We start from the raw sequence: 23,034 nt of genomic DNA, 5'->3' as shown, positions 1-23,034 counted from the left end.
GGGACCCCGATCCGGCGCGGGCGACGTGGCCTGCGGACCGGAGCGGGATCCCGCCGAGGAGAGCCGCGCGGCTACTGGTTCGAGAACGCGGCGTCGAACGACGCGGTCGGGGTCCTCCAGAGCAGCGAGCGGATGAAGCCGACGGCCTCCTTCGCGCCGTGGAGGCGGTCCATCCCGGCGTCCTCCCACTCGATGGAGATCGGGCCGGAGTAGCCGATCGACTCCAGCGCGCGGAACGCGTCCTCCCACGGGACGTCGCCGTGCCCCGTCGAGACGAAGTCCCAGCCGCGGCGCGGGTCGCCCCAGGGCAGGTGCGAGCCGAGCACGCCGGCGCGGCCGTTCTTCGGGCGCAGGCGGGTGTCCTTGCAGTCGACGTGGTAGATCCGGTCCTTGAAGTCGACGATGAAGCCGACCGGGTCGATGTCCTGCCACATCATGTGCGACGGGTCCCAGTTGAAGCCGAAGGCCGGGCGGTGCCCGATCGCCTCGAGGGTGCGCACGCTCGACCAGTAGTCGTAGGCGATCTCGGACGGGTGCACCTCGTGCGCGTAGACCACGCCGTTCGCGTCGAACTCGTCGAGGATCGGGTTCCAGCGGGTCGCGAAGTCCTCGTACCCTTCGTCGATCACGGAGGCCGGCACCGGCGGGAACTGCGCCACGTAGGGCCAGATCTTCGAGCCGGTGAAGCCGACGACCACGTTCACGCCGAGCTTGCGGGCGACCCGCGCCGAGCGCTTCATGTCCTCGGCGGCGCGCTGCCGCACCCCCTCCGCGTCGCCGTCGCCCCAGGTGTAGTCGCGCACGAGTGCCTTGTGGCGGAAGTCGATCGGGTCGTCGCAGACGGCCTGGCCGGTGAGGTGGTTCGAGATGGCGAAGACCTCGAGGCCGTAGCGGTCGAGGATCTCCAGACGCGAGGCGGCGTAGGCGTCGTCCTCGTCCGCGCGCTTGAGGTCGAGGTGGTCGCCCGAGGCCGCGATCTCGAGTCCGTCGTAGCCCCACTCGGCGGCGAGTCGGGCGACCTCCTCGAAGGGCAGATCGGCCCACTGCCCGGTGAACAGCGTCACGGGGTGGGTGGCGGGGTAGGTCTTCTCGCCGCTCATGCGGCGATCTCCGTCCGGTCGTCGGCGGCGGGCACGGTCACCCAGGCGCCTGTCTCGGCCGCGTCGAGCACGGCCTCGGTGATGCGCGCCGCGCGGAGGCCGTCGGCGAAGGTCGGCAGACCCTCCACGTCGGCGCCCGCCACGGCGGCGTAGGTGTCGCGGGCGAACGCCGTGAAGGCGTCCTGGTAGCCCATCGGATGACCGCTCGGCACGATCGAGAGCCGGGCCGCATCGGGCGCGAGGATCGAGGCGTCGCGCGGCACCAGCAGGGCGCTGTCGCGCCGGCCGACCCACAGCGTCTCGGGGAGCTCCTGCTCGAAGCGCAGCGACTCCTCCAGCCCGGACACCTCGAGCACCAGCTCGTTGCGGTGGCCCGCGGTGACCTGCGAGACGAGGAGCGTGCCGACGGCGCCGCCCTCGAGCCGGACGATCAGGCCGGCCACGTCCTCGGTGCTCACCGGGCGGCCGCCGCGCTCGGCGTGGACGGTGCTCGTGATCGCGGCGAGCGAGTCGATCCGGTCGCCGGTGACGAACTCCAGCAGGTCGACCAGGTGCGAGCCGATGTCGCCGAAGGCGCGCGAGCGGCCGCCGGCGGCCGGGTCGACGCGCCAGTTGTCGTCGGAGGCGCCCAGCAGCCAGTCCTGGAGGTAGCTCCCGCGGACCGTGACCAGACGGCCGGTCTCGCCGGAGGCGACGCGGGCACGGGCCTCGCGCACCATCGGGTGGAAGCGGTAGGCGAACGGGACGGTCGCCACCACGCCGGCGGAGGACGCGGCCGCAGCGAGCGACTCCGCCTCCCGAAGCGTCGCGGCGAGCGGCTTCTCGCAGACCACGTGCTTGCCCGCCTCGATCGCCGCGAGCGCGAGTGCGGCGTGCGTGGCGTTCGGGGTGCAGACGTGCACGAGGTCGATGCTCTCGTCCTCGATCAGGGCCCGGGCGTCCGGGTAGGCGCGCTCGACGCCGAGCTCGGCCGCCGCCCGCTCGCCCTTCTCCGGGGTGGAGGAGGCGACTCCGGCGAGCACCGCTCCGGCGCTGCGGGCCGCGCGGCTGTGCACGGCCGCCATGAAGCCGCCGCCGAGCACGCCGACGCGCAGGGGCGCGGGCATCAGGAGAGGGTCGCTTCGGTCGGGTCCCAGCTCTCGGGCAGTGCGGGGCGGGGCGTCACGGAGCTGGTGACGAGGACCTTCTCGCCGGTCTCGGCGGCCTCGAGGAGCGAGAGCATCACGTCGGTGACGTGGTACGCGAGGTCTCCGGAGGCGGCCTCGGGGCGGTCGGCCCGGATCGCGCGGGCGAGCTCGAGCACGCCGGTGCCGCGGGAGGCGGTCGAGCCGGTCGCCGCGATGACCTCCGGCTCGGCGGACCCGCGGCGGTGCAGGGAGATCTCTCCGTCGTGCTGGTTCGGGTCGGGGAGGACGAGGGTGCCCTCGGAGCCGTTGATCTCGACGAAGCCGGTGCGCGGCAGGCTCGACTCGAAGCTCCACACGCCCTGGGCCGAGGCCCCGGACTCGAAGCGGAGCAGCCCGCCGATGTGCGTCGGGATGGTCACCGGGAACTCGGTGCCCTCCTTCGGGCCGGAGCCCACCACGCGGGTGGCGCGGGCCTGGGACGAGACGGCGGTGACGCTCTCGACGGGGCCGAGGTTCTGCACGAGCGTGGTGATGTAGTACGGGCCCATGTCCAGCAGCGGTCCACCGCCCTCGGCGAAGAAGAACTCCGGGTTCGGGTGCCACGACTCGGGGCCGGGGCCCTGGAAGAGGGTGAGGGCCGAGAGCGGCGTGCCGATGGCTCCGCTCTCGATCACGCGCTGCGCCGTCTGGAGGCCCGCGCCCAGGAAGGTGTCGGGAGCGGTCGCGACGCGCAGCCCCTTCTCCTTGGCCAGCGCGAGCAGCTCGATCCCGCTGTCGCGGTCGAGCGAGAAGGGCTTCTCGGTCCACACGTGCTTGCCCGCCTCGACCGCGCGGCGCGCGACCTCGACGTGCGCGGCCGGGATCGTGAGGTTGACGACGATCTCGATGCCCTCGTGCGCGAGGAGCTCCTCGACGGTGCCCGAGGCGGGGACGCCGAAGGCCTCGGCCTGGGTCCTCGCCCGCTCGAGGTCGATGTCGGCGACGAAGAGCACCTCGAGGTCGGGGAAGACGGTGAGGTTGGTCAGGTACTGGGTGCTGATGTTGCCGGCGCCGATGACGCCGACGCCCACGCGGCCGGTGCCGCTCATGCGCCGAGCCCCGAGACGTAGCGGTGGGCCGACTCCAGGCCCTCGAAGATGTCGCCGGCGTAGGCGTCGAACTCCAGCACGGGCAGGGCCTGCGGAGCGGCGGCGAGGATCGCCGGGACGTCCATCGCGCCCTCGCCCGCGGGCAGCTGCTCCTGGGTGTCGGCCGAGATCGGGCCGTCCTTCACGTGCAGGAAGCGCACCTGGTCGCCGAGGCGTCCGAGCACCTCGACCGGGTCGTCGCCGCCGACGGCCGCCCAGTAGGTGTCGAGCTCGAGGACCATGCGCGGGTCGAGCAGGCCCGCGAGGTGCTCGAAGGCGCTGCGGCCGTCGACCCGGTTCTCGAACTCGAAGGCGTGGTTGTGGTAGCCGAGCACCAGGCCGCGGGCGGCGGCGGAGTCGACCAGCGCGTTCAGCTCGTCGGCGATGCGGGCGACGTCGTCCGCGGTGGTCCAGCGGGTCGGGTCGACGAAGGGGTCGATCACGGTCTCGACGCCGAGCGAGGCGGCCGTGTCGAGGATCTCGTCGACGGTGGCGTCGCCCTGCGGGCCGAGGAGGCGCGCGTGGGCGCTGGGAGCGCGCAGTCCGCTGGCCGGGAGCGCAGCGCGGTAGGCGTCGGCCAGGTCGACGAACCCGAAGAGCTCGACCGTGGTGAAGCCGATCGCCGCGAGGCGGTCGAGGGTGGCGGGCAGATCGGCCGCGAGCGGCTCGCGCACCGAGTACAGCTGGACAGAGAGGTCTGGGGGTGTGGCCACCGGTGGGGCTCCTGATCGCATCGGAAGGTGTGCCTCGAACCCTACGCGGACTTTTGCTCACGGACAAGCAAAACTAGCCCTGCGCGCTCGCCAAGTCGGGCACCCGCCGCACAGAAGCACGGGCGCTGTGGTTGACTCTGGCCATGTCCCCGCGCCGCCGCATCACCGTCAGCGCGGTCGGCGAGCTGCTGCTCCTGCTGGCCGACGGCGCGCCCCGGACGCGGGCCGACGTGGTCGCCGAGACGGGCCTGCCGCGCGCGGCCGTCTCCGCTCAGCTCGACGTCCTCACCGCCTCCGGCCTGGTCGCCCGGCAGGACGACGCCCCCTCCTCCGGAGGCCGCCCCGCCGCCCGCGTGGCCTTCGACCCCCGGGCGCGCAGCCTCCTCGCCGTCGACCTGGGCGCCGCGCACGCCGTCGTCGCCCTGACCGACCTCGACGGCACGGTCCTCGCCCGCCGCCGCGAGAGCATCGCCATCGCCGACGGCCCCCTCGCCGTCCTCGGCCACGCCCTCGACGTCGCCGCGGCCCTGCTCGGCCGGACTCCGGCGGCCGGCCCGCTCGCGGGAGTCGGCGTCGGCGTCCCCGGACCCGTCGAGCACGCGACGGGCCGCCCGGTGAAGCCGCCGATCATGCCCGGCTGGGACCGCTTCGACATCCCGGAGTTCGTCGGCCGCCGCCTCCCCGTGCCCGTCCTCGTCGACAACGACGTGAACCTGCTGGCGCTCGGCGAGCACGCCGACCACTACGCCGACGTCGACGACCTCCTCTACGTGAAGGTCTCCACCGGCATCGGAGCCGGGATCGTCAGCGGCGGCGCCCTGCAGCGCGGAGCCCTCGGAGCCGCGGGCGACCTGGGCCACGTGCAGGTCCCCGGCGACCGCGGCGAGGCCGACCTCGAGGCGATCGCGAGCGGCTCGGCGATCGCCCGCCGCCTGACCGAGTCCGGGATCGACGCCGCCAGCACCTCCGACGTCGTCACCCTGCTGACCGGCGGGGACCCCACCACCGTCGAGCTCACGCGCGCCGCCGGCCGCGACATCGGCGAGGTGCTCGCCACCTGCGTGAACCTCCTGAACCCGTCCGTCATCGTCGTCGGCGGCAGCATCGCCCAGGCCAGCCACGAGGTCCTCGCCGGGGTCCGCGAGGTCGTCTACCGCCGCTCCCTCCCCCTGGCGACCCGCGCGCTCGACATCGTGCAGGCCGCGGCCCAGGGCGGAGGCGTCCGCGGCGCCGCCCTGATGGTCCGGCGCCACCTCCTCTCCCCCGCGCACGTCGACGCCTTCCTCGACGCCTGAGCCGCCGGCGCGAGCCGTCGCGCCCCGGTGAGACGCCGCGGGTCGGCGTGCCGATTCGACCGGGCGCCGCAGGGGGCAGAGAATGAATCGGTGCCCGACCTGCAGCTCTCCTTCCCCTGGGAGACGCAGCCCGTCTTCACGGACGCCGAGCCCCCGCACCTCCGGAGGGTCGTCGCCGACTCCTCGGACCGCGTCGCCTGGCACCGCGCCCGCTCGCGCGGCATCACGGCGACCGACGTCGCCCGCCTCTCCTCCCCCGCCGCGATCGGCAAGGCAGCGCTCGACAAGCTCTACGGCACCGGCTTCGGCGGCAACGCCTTCACCGACCACGGCCGCGCCCGCGAGCCCGAGATCGCCGCCTGGGTACGGAGCGAGCACGCGATCGAGCCCAGCAGCACCCTCTTCCACGCGAGCCAGGAGCGGCGCCACCTGGCCACGCCCGACGGCATCGGCCTCCGCGAGGACGGCCGGCTCGAGCTCTGCGAGATCAAGACCACGACGAAGCCGTGGCGGAGCATCCCGCGCCACTACCTGCGGCAGGTCTTCTGGCAGCAGTACGTCCTCGGCGCCGAGCGCACGCTCGTCGTCTGGGAGCAGCACCGCGACTTCGTGCCGATCGAGGGCGAGCCGAACTCCCGCTGGGTCGACCGCGACGAGGACGAGATCCACATCCTCGTGCGGCTGGCGGGGATGCTGATGGCCGAGCTGCACGAGCGGACGCGCGCCCGGTGACGGTCCTCCTCCTGCACGGCCTGGGCGGCGACCGCTCCCAGCCGCTGGGGCTGCTGCGCTCCGCCCTCCCCGCCGGCAGCGAGGTCATCGCTCCGGACGTCCGCGCCCACGGCGCCTCCGAGCTGCTCGGCGCGCCCGGCGACTTCGCCCTCGAGGCGCTGGCCGACGAGGTGACGGAGGAGGTCGTGCGGGCCGGAGCCGCGCACAAGCCGCTCACGGTGCTCGGCATCTCGATGGGCGCGGCGATCGCCCTGCGCCTCGCCGTCCGACGCGTGCTGCCGATCGACCGCGCCGTCTTCGTGCGCCCCGCCTTCACCGCCGAGCCGCTGCCCGAGAACCTCACCGTGTTCCCCGTCATCGCGCAGCTGCTGCACGACCACGGAGCGAAGCGCGGCGAGCGGATGTTCCGCGCCTCGGGCCTGTTCGCGCGCGCCGCCGAGGTGTCCCCCGCGTCGGCGGAGGCGCTGACGCTGCAGTTCCGCTCCCCGCGGGCGGCCGAGCGCGCCGTCCGGCTCGCCCAGATCCCGCGGAACGCCGCCTACCGCGACTCCGGAGAGCTGGGCGAGGTCATCGCGCGCACCCTGGTGATCGCGGCCGTGCGCGACCCCGTGCATCCGGTCGAGGTCGCGGAGGCGTGGGCTAGGGCTCTTCCGGATGCGGACTGCGAGCGGGTGCCGGCGCGGGACGAGGGCTTCGCCGCTCAGCAGGACCGGATCCGCGGGCACGTCCGCGGCTGGCTCGCTCAGCGCTGAGGTCCTCGAGCGCGAGCACCAGGCCGACGAACGCGAGCCAGAGCACTGCGATCGCCGTCGCCACGAACTCGAGCGTCCCGCCGAGCCGCAGCCACACGCGCAGGAGGGACAGCATCCCACCCGTCCCGGCGACGACCGCCACCGAGATCCCGGCGGCGAGCGAGAGCCGCGCGACCGCAGGGCGCCCCCGCACGGTCGCCAGCTGGAGCATCGCGGCGCAGGCGGCCCCGAAGCCGAGCACGGCGGCCGAGGTGTGGATGAGGTCCTGCCAGCGGAAGGCCGGCCCGACCGGCAGCGGGCAGCCCGCCGTGCAGGTCACCTGCGAGGCGAGCGCGAAGCAGGCGGCCGCCAGGAGGATCGCGCCCGCCGGGCGGAGGGCGGGCAGCAGGCGGGCGCGCACGGGCCAGGCGCCCGCGGCGATCAGCGCGCCGCCGGCCGCCACGAGCAGAAGGGCGGCCTCGAAGGCGCCCGCCGTCGGCAGGTCCGGCGCGCCCATCTCGCTGACGTAGACCCAGCGGCTGGTGCCGATGCTGATCCGGGCGGCCAGGAGGACCACGAGCCCGGCCAGGACAAGGAGGGCACCGCCGACCAGCAGGGTACGTCGGCGTCGCATCCCCTCATCGTGCCAGACCGGGCGCCCGCGGCTCCGCGCGCCAATCTTCTCCCGAGGGTGACACCCCCGTAACAGCGCCGACTCATTGCCTCGATTGACTGGTCGCGGCGTCGGATGCGGGGATCGGGGGCGACGTCCTCGGCACGCTCCACCCGCACGCCTCAGCGACAGGAAAGGCGACGATGCACACCAGCGCGCTCGGGCACGGCCTCGCGATCGGCGAGATCCCGGAGGAGGTCGTCCTCCCCGACACGATGACGGCGGCGGTGATCGACGCGCCGGGCGACGCCTCCGCCCTGCACCTGGCGACCGTGCCGACACCCTCCGCCATCAACGCCGAGTTCACCGTGAAGGTGGTCGCGGCCGGCGTGAACCCGCTCGACGCGAAGACGCGCGCGGGCCAGGGGGTCGCCTCGCAGATCGCCTCCTACCCCGCGGTCCTCGGCCACGACTTCTCGGGCGTCGTCGTCTCGAGCCCCTACCCGGCGCATCCGCTGCGGCCGGGCGACGAGGTCTACGGCTTCGTCATGGTGCCGCGCTACTCGGGCTCCTACGCGGAGTACGTCAGCGTGCCGAGCGTCTCCATCGCGCGGAAGCCGTCGACGCTCTCGCACGTCGAAGCGGCCGGCGTCCCGCTCGCGGCGCTCACCGCCTGGGGCATGGTCGTCGAGCTCGCCAAGGCGCACGAGGGCCAGCGGATCCTCATCCACGCCGGGTCGGGCGGAGTCGGCCACTTCGCGGTGCAGTTCGCCGCCTACTTCGGCGCCTCGGTGATCGCGACCGGCTCGACCCGCAACCTGCAGTGGCTGCACGAGCTCGGCGCCGCGCAGGTGATCGACCACACCGCCGAGCGCTTCGACGAGCTGCTGTCCGGCGTCGACGTGGTCATCGATCTGGTCGGCAACGTCCACGACGACACGGGCTCGCGCTCGCTGAGGGTCCTCCGCCCGGGGGGCCTGATCGTGAACGCGCCCACCGGGAGCTGGCCCGGGTTCTTCGAGGAGGCGGCCGCTGCGGGCGTCCGCGCCTCCACCTACCGCGTCGCTCCCGACGGGGCGACCCTCGGCGTGGTCTCGCGCCTTCTCGAGTCGGGCGACGTCCGCGTCTTCATCGACGGCATCTTCCCCCTCGCCCGCGCCTGCGAGGCGCACGAGCAGCTCGAGACGGGCCACACCCGCGGCAAGATCGTCCTCACCGTCTCCGAGGGCTGACCTCGGCGAGATGCCGCTCGGGTACGCCACCTGGAGCGCGTCGCGTGCCCGGGTGGCGTCTCGCGGGGAGGGTCAGGCGAGAGAGCGCTCGAGGACGAAGTCGTCCTCCCAGCGGTCGCCGACGAGGAAGCGCTTGCGGCCGACGACCGCGAAGCCGTGCTTGGAGTAGAACCGCTGAGCGCGCGCGTTCTCCTCGTTGACGCCGAGCCAGACGCCCGCGGCACCGTGATCCAGCGCCTCCTCGAGGGTCGCGGCCATCAGCGCGGCCGCCGCTCCGGAGCCGTGCCGGCCGGGCAGGAGGTAGAACTTGCTGAGCTCGACGGTCGGACGCAGCCGGATCGCCGCGACGACGTCGGCGTCGGCGGGCTCCCCGCGCACGAGCATCGCGTAGCCGGTCAGCGCGCCGGAGTCGTCGTCGACCAGGAGCGAGCGGAGCGGATCGGCGAGGTGGTCGCGGAAGCGCTCGACCGAGAGCACGGTGCGCACGAACTCGGCCTTCGCCTCCGCGGTGGTGTGCGGCGGGCAGGCCAGCGGGAAGGTCGCGGCGGCCAGCTCGGCCAGGGCCTCGGCATCGGCGGCCGACGCGCGGCGGACGGTCACGGGAGGCGCGGCGGAGCGGAGCGGCGGATCACCGGTCCAGTATGCCGGGACGACGAAGGAGGGGGCCCGCCGAAGCGGACCCCCTCCTCACGTCAGTGCGTGCTCGGCTCAGGCCAGGACGTTGACGTCCAGCGGGATGCCGGGGCCGAAGGTCGTCGAGACGGCGGCCTTCTGGATGTAGCGGCCCTTCGAGGAGGACGGCTTGAGGCGGAGGATCTCGTCGAGCGCGGTCTTGAAGTTCTCCTGGAGCTGCTCCTCGGTGAACGCGGCCTTGCCCACGACGAGGTGCACGTTGGCGTGCTTGTCGACGCGGAACTCGATCTTTCCGCCCTTGATCTCGGTCACGGCCTTCGCCACGTCCGGGGTCACGGTGCCGGTCTTCGGGTTGGGCATGAGGCCGCGGGGGCCGAGCACCTTTCCGAGACGGCCGACCTGGCCCATGAGCTCCGGGGTCGAGACGGCGGAGTCGAACGAGGTGTACCCGCCCGCGACCTTCTCGATGAGCTCGGCGCCGCCGACCTCATCGGCACCGGCGGCCAGCGCGGCCTCGGCGGCCGGACCGGTCGCGAACACGATGACGCGGGCGGTCTTGCCCGTGCCGTGGGGCAGGATGACCGTGCCGCGGACCATCTGGTCGGCCTTGCGGGGGTCGACACCGAGCTTGAGGGCGACCTCGACGGTGCTGTTGAACTTGGCGGAACCGGTCTCGCGGGCGAGCGCGACGGCCTCGTCGGCCGTGTAGAACTTGCCCTCTTCGAGCTTGGCCGCGGCGGCCCGGTAGGCCTTCGACTTCTGTGCCATGTTGTTTCTCCTTGAAACGAGAATGTGGTTCTAGAGCCTGGCGGGCTCTCCCACGGGGGTGATGGAGTTCTGGTGGTGCCGCGATCGCGGCCGTGACTGCTGCTCGCGGGAGGCGGAGAGGTCCTGCGGAGGCTTATCCGGACCGGGCGTGCGACCCCGCTGAGGGGCCGCCGTCGGGTTCTCGAGGCTTCCGCGGTGGGTCCGCGCCGGTGGGCGCGTCGCTCCCGCCGTCGAGCAGCGCGTCGCGCTACTCGACCGTGATGCCCATCGAGCGGGCGGTGCCGGCGATGATCTTCGCGGCGGCGTCGATGTCGTTGGCGTTCAGGTCGACCTGCTTCGCCTCGGCGATCTCGCGGACCTGCGCCTGGGTGAGCTTCGCGACCTTCACGGTGTGCGGGGTCGAGGAGCCCTTGGCGACGCCGGCGGCCTTCTTGATGAGCTCCGCCGCGGGCGGGGTCTTCAGCACGAAGGTGAACGAGCGGTCCTCGTAGACGGTGATCTCGACGGGGATGACGTTGCCGCGCTGCGACTCGGTCTGCGCGTTGTACGCCTTGCAGAACTCCATGATGTTGACGCCGTGCTGACCGAGCGCCGGACCGATCGGGGGCGCGGGGTTGGCCGCGCCGGCCTTGATCTGGAGCTTGATCAGGCCGGTGACCTTCTTCTTGGGGGCCATTCTGATTCCTTTTCTCAGGGTTCGAGCGGTCGGGGGCTCCCGGCCGCTCTCCCGCGCATCCGACGGTGCCGGATCGCGGTGGAGGAGGGTCGTCCGGCGCGCACAGAGGCGGGCGCCGACACGAAAACCCGTACGAGCTTACACGAGCGGGGCCACCCCCGACAGGGCGGAGGAGGGGCCGACGCCCGGGTGCGCGTGGTGCGGCGCCGGAGGGGGCGCCGCCCGGAACGGCGAACGCCCCCTCCGACACGCGGAGGAGGCGTTCATGCGGCGCGGAGGCGACGCGTCAGAGCTTGGTGACCTGGTCGAACGACAGCTCGACCGGGGTCTCGCGCTCGAAGAGCGAGACGAGCACGGTGAGCTTGCCGCTCTCGGGCTTGATCTCGCTGATCGAGCCGGGAAGACCCGCGAACGAGCCCTCCTTGATGGTGATGGTCTCGCCGATCTCGAAGTCGACCTCGGCGGGCAGCACGCGCTGGGCCTGCTTCTGGCCCTTGGCGCCGGAGGTCTTCGAGGGGGCGACGTCCTTGATCTCGACGAGGCTCTTCAGCATCGTGAAGGCCTCCTCGAAGCGCAGCGGGGTCGGGTTGTGGGCGTTGCCCACGAAGCCGGTGACGCCCGGCGTGTGGCGGACGACCGACCACGAGTCCTCGTTGAGGTCCATGCGCACCAGCACGTAGCCGGGGATGCGCACGCGGGTGACCATCTTGCGCTGGCCGTTCTTGATCTCGACCACGTCCTCCATCGGGACCTGGACCTCGAAGATGTAGTCCTCGGCCTCGAGCGAGACCTTGCGGTTCTCGATGTTCGACTTCACGCGCTTCTCGAAGCCGGCGTAGGAGTGGATGACGTACCACTTGCCCGGCTTGCCGCGCAGCTCGGTGCGGAAGGCCTCGTACGGGTCGATGTCGGCGAGGTCCTCACCGGCGGACTCGGCGTCCTCGGCGGCGACCTCGGCCTCGTCCTCGACGGCCTCGAGGGCCGCTTCGGCCTCCTCGACGGTGTCGATGTGCGCGGCCTCGTCGACCGCGGAGTCGGCCTCGGGGTCGTCGACGGAGCCGATGGCGTCCAGCGCGGCCTCGAGGTCGGAGGCGAGGTCGTCCTCGGACTCGTTCTCGTCGATGATGCTCAGCGCACCCTGCTCGGCGGGCTCGACGGCGTCCTCAGCCTGCGACTGGACGTCGCCCTCCTGCTCCTCCTCGACCTCCGACGACTGCTCGGCAGCCGTCGCCCAGTCGACGTCGTCGCGGTTTCTGTCAGACACTCGTCACAACTCTCTCTCGATCGATCGGTCGCGCCCCTCGGGGCGCGTCCCGCTGTCGCCGGCACCCTCCGCTCGCGCGGCCCGGATGCTCTCGGGTCAGGCGGCGGGTGTGCCGAACACGTACGTCACGGCCAGGGCGAACACCCAGTCGAGGAAGGACACCAGCGCCATCATGATGACGACGAAGATCAGCACGACCACGACGTAGTTGCCCAGCTCCTTGCGGGTGGGCGTCACGACCTTCTTCAGCTCGGCGATGACCTGCCGGATGAAGAGGGCGATGCGCGCGAACGGGTTGCGCCGCGCGGCTCGCTGCTGATTGGCGATCGCGACGACGTCCTCGCTCGGCTCGTCGACTGCTTTCCCGGCCACCTGCACGCACCTTTCCCGCACCGGAACCTCCGGTGTGGCCGACCGCCCGTCATGGGCGGCCCTGGACCGATGACCGCAGCGTCGCGGGGACCGCGTGCGACGGGCATCGATGTGCAGGGCGGACAGGGCTCGAACCTGCAACCTGCGGTTTTGGAGACCGCTGCTCTACCAATTGAGCCACCGCCCTATGGATGCCGTTGCGAGCATCCGAGGAGGAGACCGACCCGCCGCCCCACCGCCGCGACCCTCGCGGGCGCTGTGGATGAGGGCAGAGATCGACTACCTCGGACGAGTGTACGTGGACCCGCAGGGCGTGTCCAGCCGAGCGGCGGGGGGCCTCGGAGCCCCGTGCGCGCGCAGGATACGCTGGCCGTCGTGTCCTCCACCACGCGCATCTCCGCCCGCATCGCCGCCATCGCCGAGTCCGCCACTCTGAAGGTCGACGCCAAGGCGAAGGCCCTCCAGGCTCAGGGCCGCCCGGTCGTGTCCTACGCCGCCGGCGAGCCCGACTTCCTCACTCCCGAGCACATCGTCGAGGCCGCCTCGGCCGCCGTGCTCGACCCGAGGAACTACCGCTACACCCCCGCGGCGGGCCTCCCCGACCTCCGCGCTGCCATAGCTGAGAAGACGGCGCGCGACTCCGGATGGGCCGTCGACCCCTCGCAGGTCGTGGTCACCAACGGCGGCAAGCAGGCCGTCTACCAGGCCTTCCAGACCCTCCTCGACGACGGCGACGAGGTGCTGGTGCCGACCCCGTACTGGACCACCTACCCCGAGGCGATCAAGCTCGCCGGCGGCGTGCAGGTGGACGTGTTCGCGGGCGCCGACCAGGGCTACCTGGTCACGGTCGAGCAGCTGGAGGCCGCGCGCACCGAGCGCACCAAGGTGCTCCTGTTCGTCTCCCCCTCCAACCCCACCGGCGCCGTCTACTCGGCCGAGCAGACCCGCGAGATCGGCGAGTGGGCCGAGGAGCACGGCCTCTGGATCATCGCCGATGAGATCTACCAGAACCTCGTCTACTCCACCGGCGACCAGGACGACGCGAGCCCGCTCGAGCACGCGACCTCGATCGTCGAGGCGGTGCCGGCCCTGCGCGACCGGACGATCCTCGTCAACGGCGTCGCGAAGACCTACGCGATGACCGGCTGGCGCGTCGGATGGATGGTCGGCCCGGCCGACGCGATCAAGGGCGCCTCGAACCTGCAGTCGCACCTCTCGAGCAACGTCTCGAACATCTCGCAGCGCGCCGCGATCGCCGCCCTCACCGGCCCGCAGGAGCCGGCCGAGGAGATGCGCCTGGCCTTCGACCGCCGTCGCCGCACCATCGTCGCCGAGCTGAACGCGATCGACGGGATCGAGTGCCCCACCCCCGGCGGCGCGTTCTACGTCTACCCCGACGTGAACGGGCTCCTGAACCGCGAGTGGAACGGCACCACCCCGACGACCTCCCTCGAGCTCGCCGACCTCATCCTCGAGCAGGCCGAGGTCGCCACCGTCCCCGGCGAGGCCTTCGGACCGAGCGGCTACCTCCGCCTGTCCTACGCCCTCGGCGACGACGCGCTCCTCGAGGGCGTGCGCCGCTTGCAGCAGCTCTTCGGCACCGTCTAGCCCCTCTCCGCCTGCGCCGTCGATCGGCAGCGGCGGCTCGACGACGGGGGTGCGTCGCAGAGAGCGGGGTGCGCAGCGCGGACGACGATCCGTGACACGCGGATCGCCGATCGCCGCTCGACCGTGCCGCACGGTGACCGGCGGGTACTGCGACGGGCCTGTCCGACAGGTGAGGGCTGCCTGGCATCTCGGGGCGGGGAGGGCAAGAGGGAGGCGGAAATCGGGGATCACTGTCGCCGGAGGGGTGCGACAGGGCACGCTGTGACGATGAGCGAAGACCACGCCGTCCGAGTCCGCGACCTGCGGAAGGACTACGGGGGCGCTCCGGCGGTCGCGGGAGTCTCCTTCGACATCCACCGGGGCGAGACCTTCGCGCTCCTCGGCCCCAACGGCGCCGGCAAGTCGACGACCATCGAGATCCTCGAGGGCTACCGCGACCGCTCCGGCGGCGAGGTGTCGGTGCTCGGGGTCGACCCGCGCCACGGCGACCTGGCATGGAAGGCGCGTCTGGGGATCGTCCTGCAGTCCAGCGGCGAGTCCGGCAACGCGACGGTCCGCGAGCAGATCGCGCACTTCGCCAGCCTCTATCCGCGACCGCGCGACGTCGACGAGACCATCGAGGCCGTCGGGCTGACGTCCAAGGCCCGCTCGCGCATCGGGCGCCTCTCGGGCGGCCAGCGCCGCCGCGTCGACGTCGCCCTCGGCATCATCGGCCGCCCCGAGCTGGTGTTCCTCGACGAGCCCACCACGGGCTTCGACCCCGAGGCCCGCCACTCCTTCTGGGACCTGATCGCCCTGCTCAAGAGCGAGGGCACGACCATCCTGCTCACCACCCACTACCTCGACGAGGCCGCCCGCCTCGGCGACCGCGCCGCCGTGATCTCCGGCGGGCGGCTCCTGGCCATCGGCCCGATGAGCGCGATCGGAGGGGACGAGGCGCGCGTCCCGATCGTGCAGTGGCGCGAGGACGGCGTGCTGCACCGGCTGCGCACCACCGAGCCCGCCCGGACCGTCGCCGAGCTGCACGCCCGGATCGGGGAGCCGACGGCGCTCGAGGTCGTCCGCCCCAGCCTCGAGGACATCTACCTCGACCTCATCCGCGAGGACCGCGACGCGGTCGACCTGATCGGAGAGCCCGCGTGACCGCCGTCGCCACCCGCCCCCGCACCCTCTCCACTGGCCCGGGACGCACCGTCCGCCTCGGACTCGCTCGCGCCCGCTACGAGATCCGCTCGTACTTCCGCGCTCCGGACCAGGTGTTCTTCACCTTCCTCTTCCCGGTGCTGCTCCTGACGATCTTCTCGGTCGCGTTCGGCGACACCGCGGTGATGCAGGCGAACCCGCAGGACCCGGGCATCCCGATGGCCGAGTACTACGTGCCGGGCCTCGCCGCGGCCGGGATCCTGCTCTCGGGCGTCCAGAACCTGGGCGTCGACATCGCGGTCGAGCGCGGCGACGGCACGCTCAAGCGCCTCGCGGGGGCACCGCTGCCGGTCTTCAGCTACTTCATCGGCAAGTTCGGCCAGGTGCTCGTGACGAGCCTCGCGCAGACGGCCCTGCTGCTCCTCGTCGCGGCGACGGTGTTCTCGGTCGAGCTGCCCACCGACAGCGGGCGCTGGGCGACCTTCGCCTGGGTCTACCTGGCAGGAGTCGCGACGTCGGCCATCCTCGGCATCGCCGTCTCCGCGCTGCCCCGCTCGGGCAAGAGCGCGACCGCCGTGATCGTGCCGCCGCTGCTCGTGCTGCAGTTCATCTCGGGGTCGTACCTGTCGTTCACGACGCTGCCGGACTGGCTGCAGAACACGGCGAGCGTCTTCCCGCTCAAGTGGATCGCGCAGGGCATGCGCGCCGTGTTCCTGCCGAGCGGATTCGAGGAGGCGGAGGTGAACGGGTCGTGGGACCTCGGCGGCGTCGCGCTGGTGCTCGGGATCTGGCTCGTCGTGGGGCTCGTCGCCTGCCGCTTCGGCTTCCGCTGGATCCGCCGCGACAGCTGAGCCGGAGGAGGCCGCGGCCGGAGGGCGCGCGTCCCCGGGAGCGCGGCGCCTGCCGGCGCAGACCGCGCGGACTCAGACCGCGGTGCCGACCACGACGGGCTCGGGGTGCAGCAGCACGCCGAACTCCGCCAGGACGCGGCCCTGGACGTACCGGGCGAGCTCGGCGACCTGCTCGGCCGTCGCTCCTCCGCGGTTGGTCAGGGCGAGGGTGTGCTTGCTCGACACGGCGGCCCGCGAGCCGGGCAGGGCGAAACCGCGCGAGACGCCGGCGTGCTCGATCAGCCACGCGGCGCTGAGCTTCACCAGGCCGTCGGCGCGGGGAGGCACGGGCAGCCCGACGGGCGCTCCGGCCTCGACCGCGGCGAGCGGAGTGATGACGGGCGCCTCCGCCGTCGGCTCGACCGGCCAGCGCGGCGCCTCGGGCGGCAGGGAGTCGGCGAACGCGCTCGTGACGAGGGGGTTGGTGAAGAAGGAGCCGGCGCTCGCGGTGTCCGGGTCCTCCGGATCGAGGACCATGCCCTTGCCCGCACGCAGCGCCAGCACGGTCTCGCGCACCCGCGCGAGCGGCACGCGGTCGCCGAGCGCGACTCCGAGCGCCGACGCCAGCTGACCGTAGGCGACGGGAGTGCCGTCGCCCTCGGCGCCGACCTCCTCGAGCGCGAACTCGACGGCCAGCACCGCGCCCCGGCGGCCCTGCTTGATCACGGAGGTGCGGTAGGCGAACTGCAGCTCCTCCGCCGTCAGCCGGACGGGCTCGCGGGCGCCCTCGTCGAGGAAGTCGACCGCGACCAGCGTGTCCGAGAGCTCCTGGCCGTAGGCTCCGATGTTCTGCACCGGCGACGCACCGACCGTGCCGGGGATGCCGCTGAGGGCCTCGAGGCCCGCCCAGCCGCGCTCCACGGTCGTCGCGACGAGGCCGTCCCACGACTCGCCCGCCTGCACCCGCAGGAGCACGCGCCCCGGCTCGTCGGAGGGGAGCCGCTCGACGCCGGTGGTGCGCACGCGCACGACCGTGCCCTCGACCCCGTCGTCGCCCACGAGGAGGTTGGAGCCGCCGCCGAGCAGCAGCCACGGCTCGTCGTCCGACCACAGGCCGACGAGCGTCTCGACCAGCTCCGCCTCGGTGGCGGGCTCGACGAGGCGCTCGGCGGGTCCGCCGACGCGGAGGGTGGTCAGGGCGGAGAGCAGCGGCGCGGAGGTCACGCGAGTCGGACCCGTGCCTGGGCCTTGCCGAGGACGGACTGGCCCTCGACCGAGACGGCGAGGTCGACGCGGACCCAGCCCTCCTCGGCGTTCACAGCACCGATCCTGGCGACCACGTCGATCGCGGCGCCGTCGCGCGGGTCCACCACGACGGGGCGGGTGAAGCGCACCTGGTAGTCGACCACGCGTCCGGGGTCGCCGACCCAGTCGACGACGACCTGCACCGCGGTGCCCATCGTGAGCATGCCGTGCGCGAGCACGCCGGGCAGGCCGACCTCGGCGGCGACGTCGTCGCGGTAGTGGATGGGGTTGAAGTCGCCCGAGGCGCCCGCGTAGCGCACCAGGGTGCCGCGGTCGATCGGGAAGCGGCTCTCGGCGACGACCTGGCCGACGCTCAGCTCGGCGAGAGCGGGCAGTGCGGTGCTCATTCGTCTCCCCTGACCACGAGGGTCGAGATCGCGGTGACGACGTGCTCGCCGCTCGCGTCGACCATGCGGGACTCGGTGGTGACCATCGAGTGGGCGCCGAGCTTCTTGATGGCGGCGACCGAGAGGGTCGCGGTCAGCTCGTCGCCGGCGACGACCGGACGGGACAGCACGAAGCGCTGGTCTCCGTGCACGACGCGGCTGAAGTCGATCCCGCCGTCGGGCTCGGCGAGCAGCTGCTGGAGCGTGAACTCCTGCACGACGACGGCGAAGGTGGGCGGAGCGACGAGGTCGGGGTGCCCGGCGGCGCGGGCGGCCTCGACGTCGTGGTGCAGGGGGGAGGTCGCGGAGACGGCGCGGGCGAACTCGCGCACCTTCTCGCGCCCCACCTGATAGGGCTCCGTGGGCGCGAAGACGCGCCCGACGAGTTCGGGGTTCACTGGCACCCGGCCATACTAGGCGCTGCCGTCGCGGGGCCCTCGGGGCTCCGGAGGCGCCGCCGGTGGTCACCCGGGTATGACCACCGGGAATTTCCCATCCGTGTATGGCTGACCCGCGGCCGAACTTCTCCGAAGCTGGCGGGCATGTCGACACCCACTCCCGAGCGCGACTGGGCGACCTACGCCCGCGAGCTCGGCACCAACATGCACCGGGCCCGCATCGCCAAGGGCGCCAGCCAGGAGCGGATCGCCCACGCGGCCGGGCTCGCGGGCTACACCTACCAGAAGTTCGAGAAGGGCGAGTCGAAGCCCGGCTCGCCCGCGAACCCCACGCTGCACACCCTCCTCGCGCTCTGCGAGGCGCTCGAGATCGAGCTGACGGACCTCCTGCCGCCCGACCCGCCGCGCACCTCACGCGGCGCCGAGTAGCCGGAGCACCGCGCCGGCCAGCCGCGACCCCGAGCTGAGATCGAGGTCGACCTCGCCGAGCCCGTCGGCCTCCAGGCGGAGCCTGTCCTCCCCCGACTCCCCCGGGCGGCACAGGGAGACGTGCACCGTCGCGCCCGCGGCCCCGTCTCGGCCCGCCCAGAGCACCACCGGGACCGAGCTCGCCGCGGAGCGGTGCAGCCGCTCCGCCGCTGCGACCAGCTCGTCGTGCTCGCCCGCGCACCAGCGCGGGCACCCCTCGTCGTTCCTGCCGTCCATCCGCTCCTCCACGTTCCGCACCCCTCGGTCGAGGAGACCAGCCCACCAGGCGGTACCGACACCGAGGGCCCGCCGCGCCCCGATCCCGACCGGGGTGTGGACAGGAGACGGTCGTCCGCCCGTTGTGGAGGAGCGAGGACCAGGATCCCATACGCAGGTGGTGCCACCAGGGGTCCGGCGCGAAGCACCGGCGCGGTGTCAGCGGTGGACGATCAGCCAGGTCGCGATCGCCGTGGTCGAGCCCGTGTTGACCATGCGGTGCGGCCGCTCGCACGGGAACGTGATGGCGTCGCCCGGCCCGAGGACGACCGTCTCGTCCTCGAACTCGACCGTCAGCTCCCCGAGCGTCACCGTCCCCATCTCGAACCCGTCGTGGCGGAGCAGCTGCCGGTGCGCCGTCGAGGTCGAGCCCGGCGGGTAGGTCGACTCGAAGAAGTCGACGGCGTCCAGCGGACGCGGCGCCAGACGGCGGAACAGCACTCCGCCCTCGAGCGCCACGGGCGCCGACTCGCGCGCCCGGACGACCGCGGTCTCGACCGGCGCCGACGCGCCCTGGTCGAACACGGCGGACAGCGGGACCCCCAGCGCGTCCACGAGGGCGATCAGCCGGCCGACCGAGGGCTGCATCGCTCCGCGCTCGATCTGCGAGACGGCGCTCACGGAGATGCCGAGTCGCCCGGCGAGGGCCTTCAGCGACAGGCCCGCCGAGAGCCGCAGCTCCCGCAGTCTCGCGCCGAGCCCGGCCCCGTCCGCGATCGCCCGGGCGGCCGCCTCGTCGGGCGCGGTGTCGTCGGAGGGCATGGCCCGTCCCCTCTCGCGGATCGTCACACAGCCGTAACGGAGCCGAAACGAGCGGCGGCCTCCCGACTCGTAGCGTGGCCCGCGTGAAGTGATGACTTCACTCGGAACGCTCTCCGCGACGCCCCGCCTCCTCGGCCGGACGTCCCGACCACCCTGACACATCCGCTCCGTGCCGCTCTGCGCACGACCGCCCGAGAGGTGGATCCACCCATGTCCGACCGCGTCACCGCACCCCCCGTCGATCCGGATCCCGCCGCGGCGGCGAGCGCCGCCTACGACGACCGCCTCTCCAACGAGGACCTCGCCCCGCTCCGGAAGCAGCGCTGGTCGAGCTACAACATCTTCGCGTTCTGGATGTCGGACGTGCACAGCGTCGGCGGGTACGTGACCGCGGGCTCGCTCTTCGCGCTGGGCCTGGCCGGCTGGCAGGTCCTCGTCGCCCTGGTGGTGGGCATCGTGATCGTGCAGGTCTTCTGCAACCTCGTCGCCAAGCCCAGCCAGGTCACCGGCGTGCCCTACCCCGTCATCAACCGCGCGATCTTCGGCATCCGCGGCGCGAACATCCCGGCGATCATCCGCGGACTGATCGCGATCGCCTGGTACGGCGTGCAGACCTACCTGGCGGCGCAGTCGCTGAACATCGTCTTCCTCAAGTTCTTCCCGGGCATGGCCGCCCTGAACACGCCCGAGGCGTCGTTCCTCGGCCTCTCGGCTCTGGGCTACCTCTCCTACGCGATCCTCTGGGTCGCGCAGGCCGCGCTGTTCTGGCGGGGCATGGAGTCGATCCGCCGCTTCATCGACTGGGCGGGACCGGCGGTCTACGTGGTGATGCTCGTGCTGGCCGTCTACCTGGTGTCGCAGGCGGGCTGGGAGAACATCTCGCTCACCCTCGGCTCCGGCGAGCCGCTCGACCTCGCCGCCGCGGTGCCGGTGATGATCTCGGCCGTCGCCCTGGTCGTCTCCTACTTCTCGGGCCCGATGCTCAACTTCGGCGACTTCTCCCGGTACGCCCGCAGCTACGGCGCCGTGAAGCGCGGCAACCTGCTGGGCCTCCCGATCAACTTCCTCTTCTTCTCCCTCCTCACCGTGATCACCGCGTCGGCGACCGTGCCGGTCTTCGGCGAGCTGATCACCGACCCGATCGAGACCGTCGAGCGGATCGACACCTGGTTCGCCGTGCTCTTGGGCGGGCTCACGTTCGTCATCGCGACGATCGGCATCAACATCGTCGCCAACTTCATCTCCCCCGCGTTCGACTTCTCGAACGTCAACCCGAAGAAGATCAGCTGGCGGATGGGCGGCATGATCGCCGCCGTCGGCTCGGTGCTGCTCACCCCGTGGAACTGGTACTCGAACGACACCGCCATCCACTACACGCTCGGCATCCTCGGCGCGCTGATCGGACCGCTGTTCGGCGTCCTCATCGCGGGCTACTACCTGATCAGCCGCCAGCGCGTCTGGGTGGACGACCTCTACACGATGAGCGAGAAGGGCCGCTACTGGTTCTCGCGCGGCTTCAACCCCAACGCCGTCTGGGCGACCGTGATCGGCGGAGTCCCCTCCGTCGCCTCGGTGCTCGTGCCGCGCTGGATCGCGGAGGCGGGAGGCGCGGAGTTCACCTGGCTCGGCGACTACAGCTGGTTCCTCGGCTGCGGGCTCGGCTTCGTCGCGATGGCCGTGCTCGAGCGGCGCGCGCCGCGGATCGGGCGCCTCGACGAGGACCTCGAGAACGTCAGCGACGGCTCGACCGTCTGATCCGGCCGGCACGGAGGAGGGATCCGCCCCGGCCGCTCCGCATCGCGCGGGCCGGCGGCCGGGCGGGTCCCTCCCCCTCCCGGCACCCGAACCGAGGAACCACCATGCGCATCACCGTCGTCAACCCGAACACCAGCACCGCGATGACCGCGGCGATCGGCCGGGCCGCCCGCTCCGTCGCCTCGCTCGGCACCGAGATCACGGCCGTCACCCCGCCGATGGGTCCGGCGTCGATCGAGAGCCACTACGACGAGGCGCTCGCCGTGCCCGGCGTCCTGCACGAGATCGCCCGGGCGGAGGCGGCCGGCAGCGACGGCGCGGTCGTCGCGTGCTTCGGCGACCCGGGCGTCGACGCCGCGCGCGAGATCGCGAGCGGCCCGGTCGTGGGGATCGCCGAGGCCGCCATGCACATGGCCGCGCTCGTCGGCCGGGGCTTCAGCGTGGTCACCACGCTCTCGCGCACGAGCGGCCGCGCCTGGGACATCGCCCGCCGCGCCGGGTTCGGCGACGCCTGCCGTCAGGTGCGCGCCTGCGACATCCCCGTGCTCGAACTCGACGACCCCCGCTCCGACGCCCGCCGCGCGATCCTGGCGGAGTGCGCCGAAGCGCTGGCCGTCGACGGGTCCGACTCGATCGTGCTGGGCTGCGCGGGCATGGCCGACCTGTGCCGCGACCTCTCACGGGAGCTGGGCGTGCCCGTGATCGACGGCGTCGCCTCGGCGGTGCGCCTGGTGGAGGGGCTCGTCGCGATGGGCGTCAGCACCTCGCGGCGCGACGAGTACGCCGCGCCGCGGACGAAGGCGATGGCGGGGCTGCTCGCTCCGTTCGAGCGGGTCTGAGGCTCCGCGCCCCGTGCGGCCGAGTGTTCTGCAGGACCGCCGGCCCGGGCCCACCTGCGAGGATCGGGGGATGAGCGTCCTCCGCGATCTCGGCCTCGGTGCCCGGCTCTTCCTCCGCGGCTTCCGCACCTGGGTCCGCTCGCCGCGGGCGATGCTCCTCGGCGCGATCCCGCCCCTGATCGTCGGCCTGGTCTACGTCGGCGTGCTGGTCCTGGTGCTCACGCGGGTGCAGGACGCGGTGACCGCGCTCACCCCGTTCGCCGGCGGCTGGGACGAGGGCACGGCCGCCACCGTCCGCCTGGTGCTCTCGATCGCGGTGGTCGGCGCCGTGCTCGCCCTCGGCGTGGTCCTCTTCGCCGCGGTGACCCTGCTGGTCGGTGACCCCTTCTACGAGCGGATCTGGCGGCGGGTCGAGGACGACCTCGGCGGCGTGCCCGACGAGCGCGAGAGCACCTTCTGGCAGGGGGTCGGCCGCGGCCTCCGCGACTCCGCCGTGCTGGTCGCCACCTCCCTCGGGATCGGCGTGGTCCTGGTGCTGCTGGGCCTGGTGCCGCTGGTCGGCTCGATCGTCGGCCTCGTCGCGGGCGCCCTGGTCGGCGGGAGGGCCCTCGCGCTCGAGCTGACCGGGTTCGCGGGCGACGCCCGGGGGCTCTCCCTCCGCGACCGCCGCCGCCTCCTCGGCGAGCACCGCGCGGTCTCGCTCGGCTTCGGCATCGCCGTCTACCTGGCGTTCCTCGTCCCCGGGGGCGCGGTCGTCGCCACCCCCGCCGCGACGGCCGGCGCGACCCTCCTGCTCCGGACCCTGCGGGGCGAGCCGACCGAGCGGCCGGCCGCCTGACACCGCTTGGCCGCCGCCCGGCTCTCCCCTAGACTCGCCGCGT

26 protein-coding genes and 1 tRNA gene are annotated in these 23,034 nt (G+C 72.9%); 11 read left to right on the top strand and 16 right to left on the bottom strand.

What is annotated here, in order from left to right; translation table 11 throughout:
- Positions 1-71: 71 nt before the first annotated feature.
- The 4 genes from C5C25_RS04185 to C5C25_RS04170 are packed head-to-tail and all read right to left on the bottom strand — an operon-like array spanning position 72 to position 4,067.
- The gene (locus C5C25_RS04185) at positions 72-1,100 is read right to left on the bottom strand and encodes a sugar phosphate isomerase/epimerase (RefSeq protein ID WP_181133627.1); all 1,029 of its coding nucleotides are present in this window, start codon (positions 1,098-1,100) and stop codon (positions 72-74) included.
- Entirely contained in the window at positions 1,097-2,206 is a 1,110-nt protein-coding gene (locus C5C25_RS04180; protein ID WP_104223640.1) for a Gfo/Idh/MocA family protein, read from the bottom strand. Before C5C25_RS04180 ends, C5C25_RS04185 begins: the two co-directional genes overlap by 4 nt.
- Complete coding sequence (locus C5C25_RS04175) at positions 2,206-3,315, bottom strand: Gfo/Idh/MocA family protein (protein WP_104249805.1); 1,110 nt, start codon at positions 3,313-3,315, stop codon at positions 2,206-2,208. Before C5C25_RS04175 ends, C5C25_RS04180 begins: the two co-directional genes overlap by 1 nt.
- Entirely contained in the window at positions 3,312-4,067 is a 756-nt protein-coding gene (locus tag C5C25_RS04170) for a sugar phosphate isomerase/epimerase (protein WP_258059739.1), read from the bottom strand. The genes C5C25_RS04175 and C5C25_RS04170 overlap by 4 nt, the downstream gene beginning before the upstream one ends.
- 143 nt (positions 4,068-4,210) lie before the next feature.
- On the opposite strand from C5C25_RS04170, the gene C5C25_RS04165 reads away from it, so the two are divergent.
- The 3 genes from C5C25_RS04165 to C5C25_RS04155 all read left to right on the top strand — a co-directional run bounded on the left by C5C25_RS04165 (position 4,211) and on the right by C5C25_RS04155 (position 6,846).
- The gene (locus tag C5C25_RS04165; protein ID WP_104223637.1) at positions 4,211-5,362 is read left to right on the top strand and encodes an ROK family transcriptional regulator; all 1,152 of its coding nucleotides are present in this window, start codon (positions 4,211-4,213) and stop codon (positions 5,360-5,362) included.
- Between the two features lie 99 nt (positions 5,363-5,461).
- Positions 5,462-6,094, top strand: coding sequence for a YqaJ viral recombinase family protein (locus C5C25_RS04160; RefSeq protein ID WP_104249837.1), 633 nt, complete (start codon positions 5,462-5,464; stop codon positions 6,092-6,094).
- Entirely contained in the window at positions 6,091-6,846 is a 756-nt protein-coding gene (locus C5C25_RS04155) for an alpha/beta fold hydrolase (protein WP_181133626.1), read from the top strand. The genes C5C25_RS04160 and C5C25_RS04155 overlap by 4 nt, the downstream gene beginning before the upstream one ends.
- On the opposite strand, the gene C5C25_RS04150 is transcribed toward C5C25_RS04155, so the two are convergent.
- Positions 6,734-7,459 (bottom strand): DUF998 domain-containing protein, encoded by a 726-nt coding sequence (locus C5C25_RS04150; protein WP_104249803.1) that lies wholly within the window; start codon positions 7,457-7,459, stop codon positions 6,734-6,736. The genes C5C25_RS04155 and C5C25_RS04150 overlap by 113 nt on opposite strands.
- 182 nt (positions 7,460-7,641) lie before the next feature.
- Between C5C25_RS04150 and C5C25_RS04145 the strand changes: the two genes are divergently transcribed.
- Positions 7,642-8,670 carry an NADP-dependent oxidoreductase gene (locus C5C25_RS04145; protein ID WP_374952914.1) on the top strand — a complete coding sequence of 343 codons (1,029 nt, stop codon included), beginning with the start codon at positions 7,642-7,644 and terminating at the stop codon, positions 8,668-8,670.
- 72 nt (positions 8,671-8,742) lie between these two features.
- On the opposite strand, the gene C5C25_RS04140 is transcribed toward C5C25_RS04145, so the two are convergent.
- From C5C25_RS04140 to C5C25_RS04115, 6 genes are all read right to left on the bottom strand, one after another.
- Positions 8,743-9,270 (bottom strand): GNAT family N-acetyltransferase, encoded by a 528-nt coding sequence (locus C5C25_RS04140; protein WP_104249802.1) that lies wholly within the window; start codon positions 9,268-9,270, stop codon positions 8,743-8,745.
- A gap of 108 nt (positions 9,271-9,378) precedes the next feature.
- Positions 9,379-10,071: a 50S ribosomal protein L1 gene (gene rplA / locus C5C25_RS04135; RefSeq protein WP_104223633.1), complete on the bottom strand. Its 693-nt coding sequence runs from the start codon at positions 10,069-10,071 to the stop codon at positions 9,379-9,381.
- Positions 10,072-10,318: 247 nt separating this feature from the next.
- Positions 10,319-10,747: a 50S ribosomal protein L11 gene (rplK, locus tag C5C25_RS04130; protein WP_104223632.1), complete on the bottom strand. Its 429-nt coding sequence runs from the start codon at positions 10,745-10,747 to the stop codon at positions 10,319-10,321.
- Between the two features lie 286 nt (positions 10,748-11,033).
- Positions 11,034-12,011: a transcription termination/antitermination protein NusG gene (nusG, locus tag C5C25_RS04125; protein ID WP_104223631.1), complete on the bottom strand. Its 978-nt coding sequence runs from the start codon at positions 12,009-12,011 to the stop codon at positions 11,034-11,036.
- A 96-nt stretch (positions 12,012-12,107) separates the two neighbouring features.
- Positions 12,108-12,383, bottom strand: a complete 276-nt coding sequence (gene secE / locus C5C25_RS04120) for a preprotein translocase subunit SecE (protein WP_068208793.1) — start codon at positions 12,381-12,383, stop codon at positions 12,108-12,110.
- Positions 12,384-12,497: 114 nt separating this feature from the next.
- Positions 12,498-12,570, bottom strand: a tRNA-Trp gene (locus tag C5C25_RS04115).
- 179 nt (positions 12,571-12,749) lie between these two features.
- On the opposite strand from C5C25_RS04115, the gene C5C25_RS04110 reads away from it, so the two are divergent.
- The 3 genes from C5C25_RS04110 (at position 12,750) to C5C25_RS16750 (ending at position 15,985) form a co-directional block, all read left to right on the top strand.
- Positions 12,750-13,991 (top strand): pyridoxal phosphate-dependent aminotransferase, encoded by a 1,242-nt coding sequence (locus C5C25_RS04110; protein ID WP_374953347.1) that lies wholly within the window; start codon positions 12,750-12,752, stop codon positions 13,989-13,991.
- Positions 13,992-14,258: 267 nt separating this feature from the next.
- Positions 14,259-15,134, top strand: coding sequence for an ABC transporter ATP-binding protein (locus C5C25_RS16755; protein ID WP_104223630.1), 876 nt, complete (start codon positions 14,259-14,261; stop codon positions 15,132-15,134).
- The gene (locus C5C25_RS16750) at positions 15,131-15,985 is read left to right on the top strand and encodes an ABC transporter permease (RefSeq protein WP_104223629.1); all 855 of its coding nucleotides are present in this window, start codon (positions 15,131-15,133) and stop codon (positions 15,983-15,985) included. Before C5C25_RS16755 ends, C5C25_RS16750 begins: the two co-directional genes overlap by 4 nt.
- Positions 15,986-16,057: 72 nt before the next feature.
- On the opposite strand, the gene C5C25_RS04095 is transcribed toward C5C25_RS16750, so the two are convergent.
- The 3 genes from C5C25_RS04095 to C5C25_RS04085 are packed head-to-tail and all read right to left on the bottom strand — an operon-like array spanning position 16,058 to position 18,059.
- Positions 16,058-17,188 carry a UDP-N-acetylmuramate dehydrogenase gene (locus C5C25_RS04095; protein WP_104223628.1) on the bottom strand — a complete coding sequence of 377 codons (1,131 nt, stop codon included), beginning with the start codon at positions 17,186-17,188 and terminating at the stop codon, positions 16,058-16,060.
- Positions 17,185-17,616, bottom strand: a complete 432-nt coding sequence (locus C5C25_RS04090; protein ID WP_104238284.1) for a MaoC/PaaZ C-terminal domain-containing protein — start codon at positions 17,614-17,616, stop codon at positions 17,185-17,187. Before C5C25_RS04090 ends, C5C25_RS04095 begins: the two co-directional genes overlap by 4 nt.
- Positions 17,613-18,059, bottom strand: coding sequence for a MaoC family dehydratase N-terminal domain-containing protein (locus tag C5C25_RS04085; protein ID WP_104227045.1), 447 nt, complete (start codon positions 18,057-18,059; stop codon positions 17,613-17,615). Before C5C25_RS04085 ends, C5C25_RS04090 begins: the two co-directional genes overlap by 4 nt.
- Positions 18,060-18,197: 138 nt before the next feature.
- Here C5C25_RS04085 and C5C25_RS04080 point away from each other — a divergent pair, with 138 nt between their 5' ends.
- Positions 18,198-18,482, top strand: coding sequence for a helix-turn-helix domain-containing protein (locus tag C5C25_RS04080; RefSeq protein WP_104223625.1), 285 nt, complete (start codon positions 18,198-18,200; stop codon positions 18,480-18,482).
- On the opposite strand, the gene C5C25_RS04075 is transcribed toward C5C25_RS04080, so the two are convergent.
- Together C5C25_RS04075 and C5C25_RS04070 are read right to left on the bottom strand one after the other, a co-directional pair.
- Positions 18,465-18,758: a DUF6907 domain-containing protein gene (locus C5C25_RS04075; protein ID WP_104249801.1), complete on the bottom strand. Its 294-nt coding sequence runs from the start codon at positions 18,756-18,758 to the stop codon at positions 18,465-18,467. The genes C5C25_RS04080 and C5C25_RS04075 overlap by 18 nt on opposite strands.
- A gap of 198 nt (positions 18,759-18,956) precedes the next feature.
- Positions 18,957-19,559 (bottom strand): helix-turn-helix domain-containing protein, encoded by a 603-nt coding sequence (locus C5C25_RS04070; RefSeq protein WP_104249800.1) that lies wholly within the window; start codon positions 19,557-19,559, stop codon positions 18,957-18,959.
- Between the two features lie 210 nt (positions 19,560-19,769).
- Between C5C25_RS04070 and C5C25_RS04065 the strand changes: the two genes are divergently transcribed.
- From C5C25_RS04065 to C5C25_RS04055, 3 genes are all read left to right on the top strand, one after another.
- Positions 19,770-21,314 carry an NCS1 family nucleobase:cation symporter-1 gene (locus tag C5C25_RS04065; RefSeq protein ID WP_104249799.1) on the top strand — a complete coding sequence of 515 codons (1,545 nt, stop codon included), beginning with the start codon at positions 19,770-19,772 and terminating at the stop codon, positions 21,312-21,314.
- Between the two features lie 104 nt (positions 21,315-21,418).
- A complete protein-coding gene (locus C5C25_RS04060; RefSeq protein ID WP_104249798.1) occupies positions 21,419-22,153 on the top strand; it encodes an aspartate/glutamate racemase family protein in 735 nt (244 codons plus the stop codon).
- Positions 22,154-22,223: 70 nt separating this feature from the next.
- Entirely contained in the window at positions 22,224-22,991 is a 768-nt protein-coding gene (locus C5C25_RS04055) for an EI24 domain-containing protein (RefSeq protein ID WP_104249797.1), read from the top strand.
- The last annotated feature ends 43 nt before the right edge of the window (positions 22,992-23,034 follow it).

This window comes from Rathayibacter sp. AY2B9, from assembly GCF_002931595.1.
Lineage (GTDB): Bacteria > Actinomycetota > Actinomycetes > Actinomycetales > Microbacteriaceae > Rathayibacter.
This window is presented reverse-complemented; position numbering and strand designations above follow the sequence as displayed.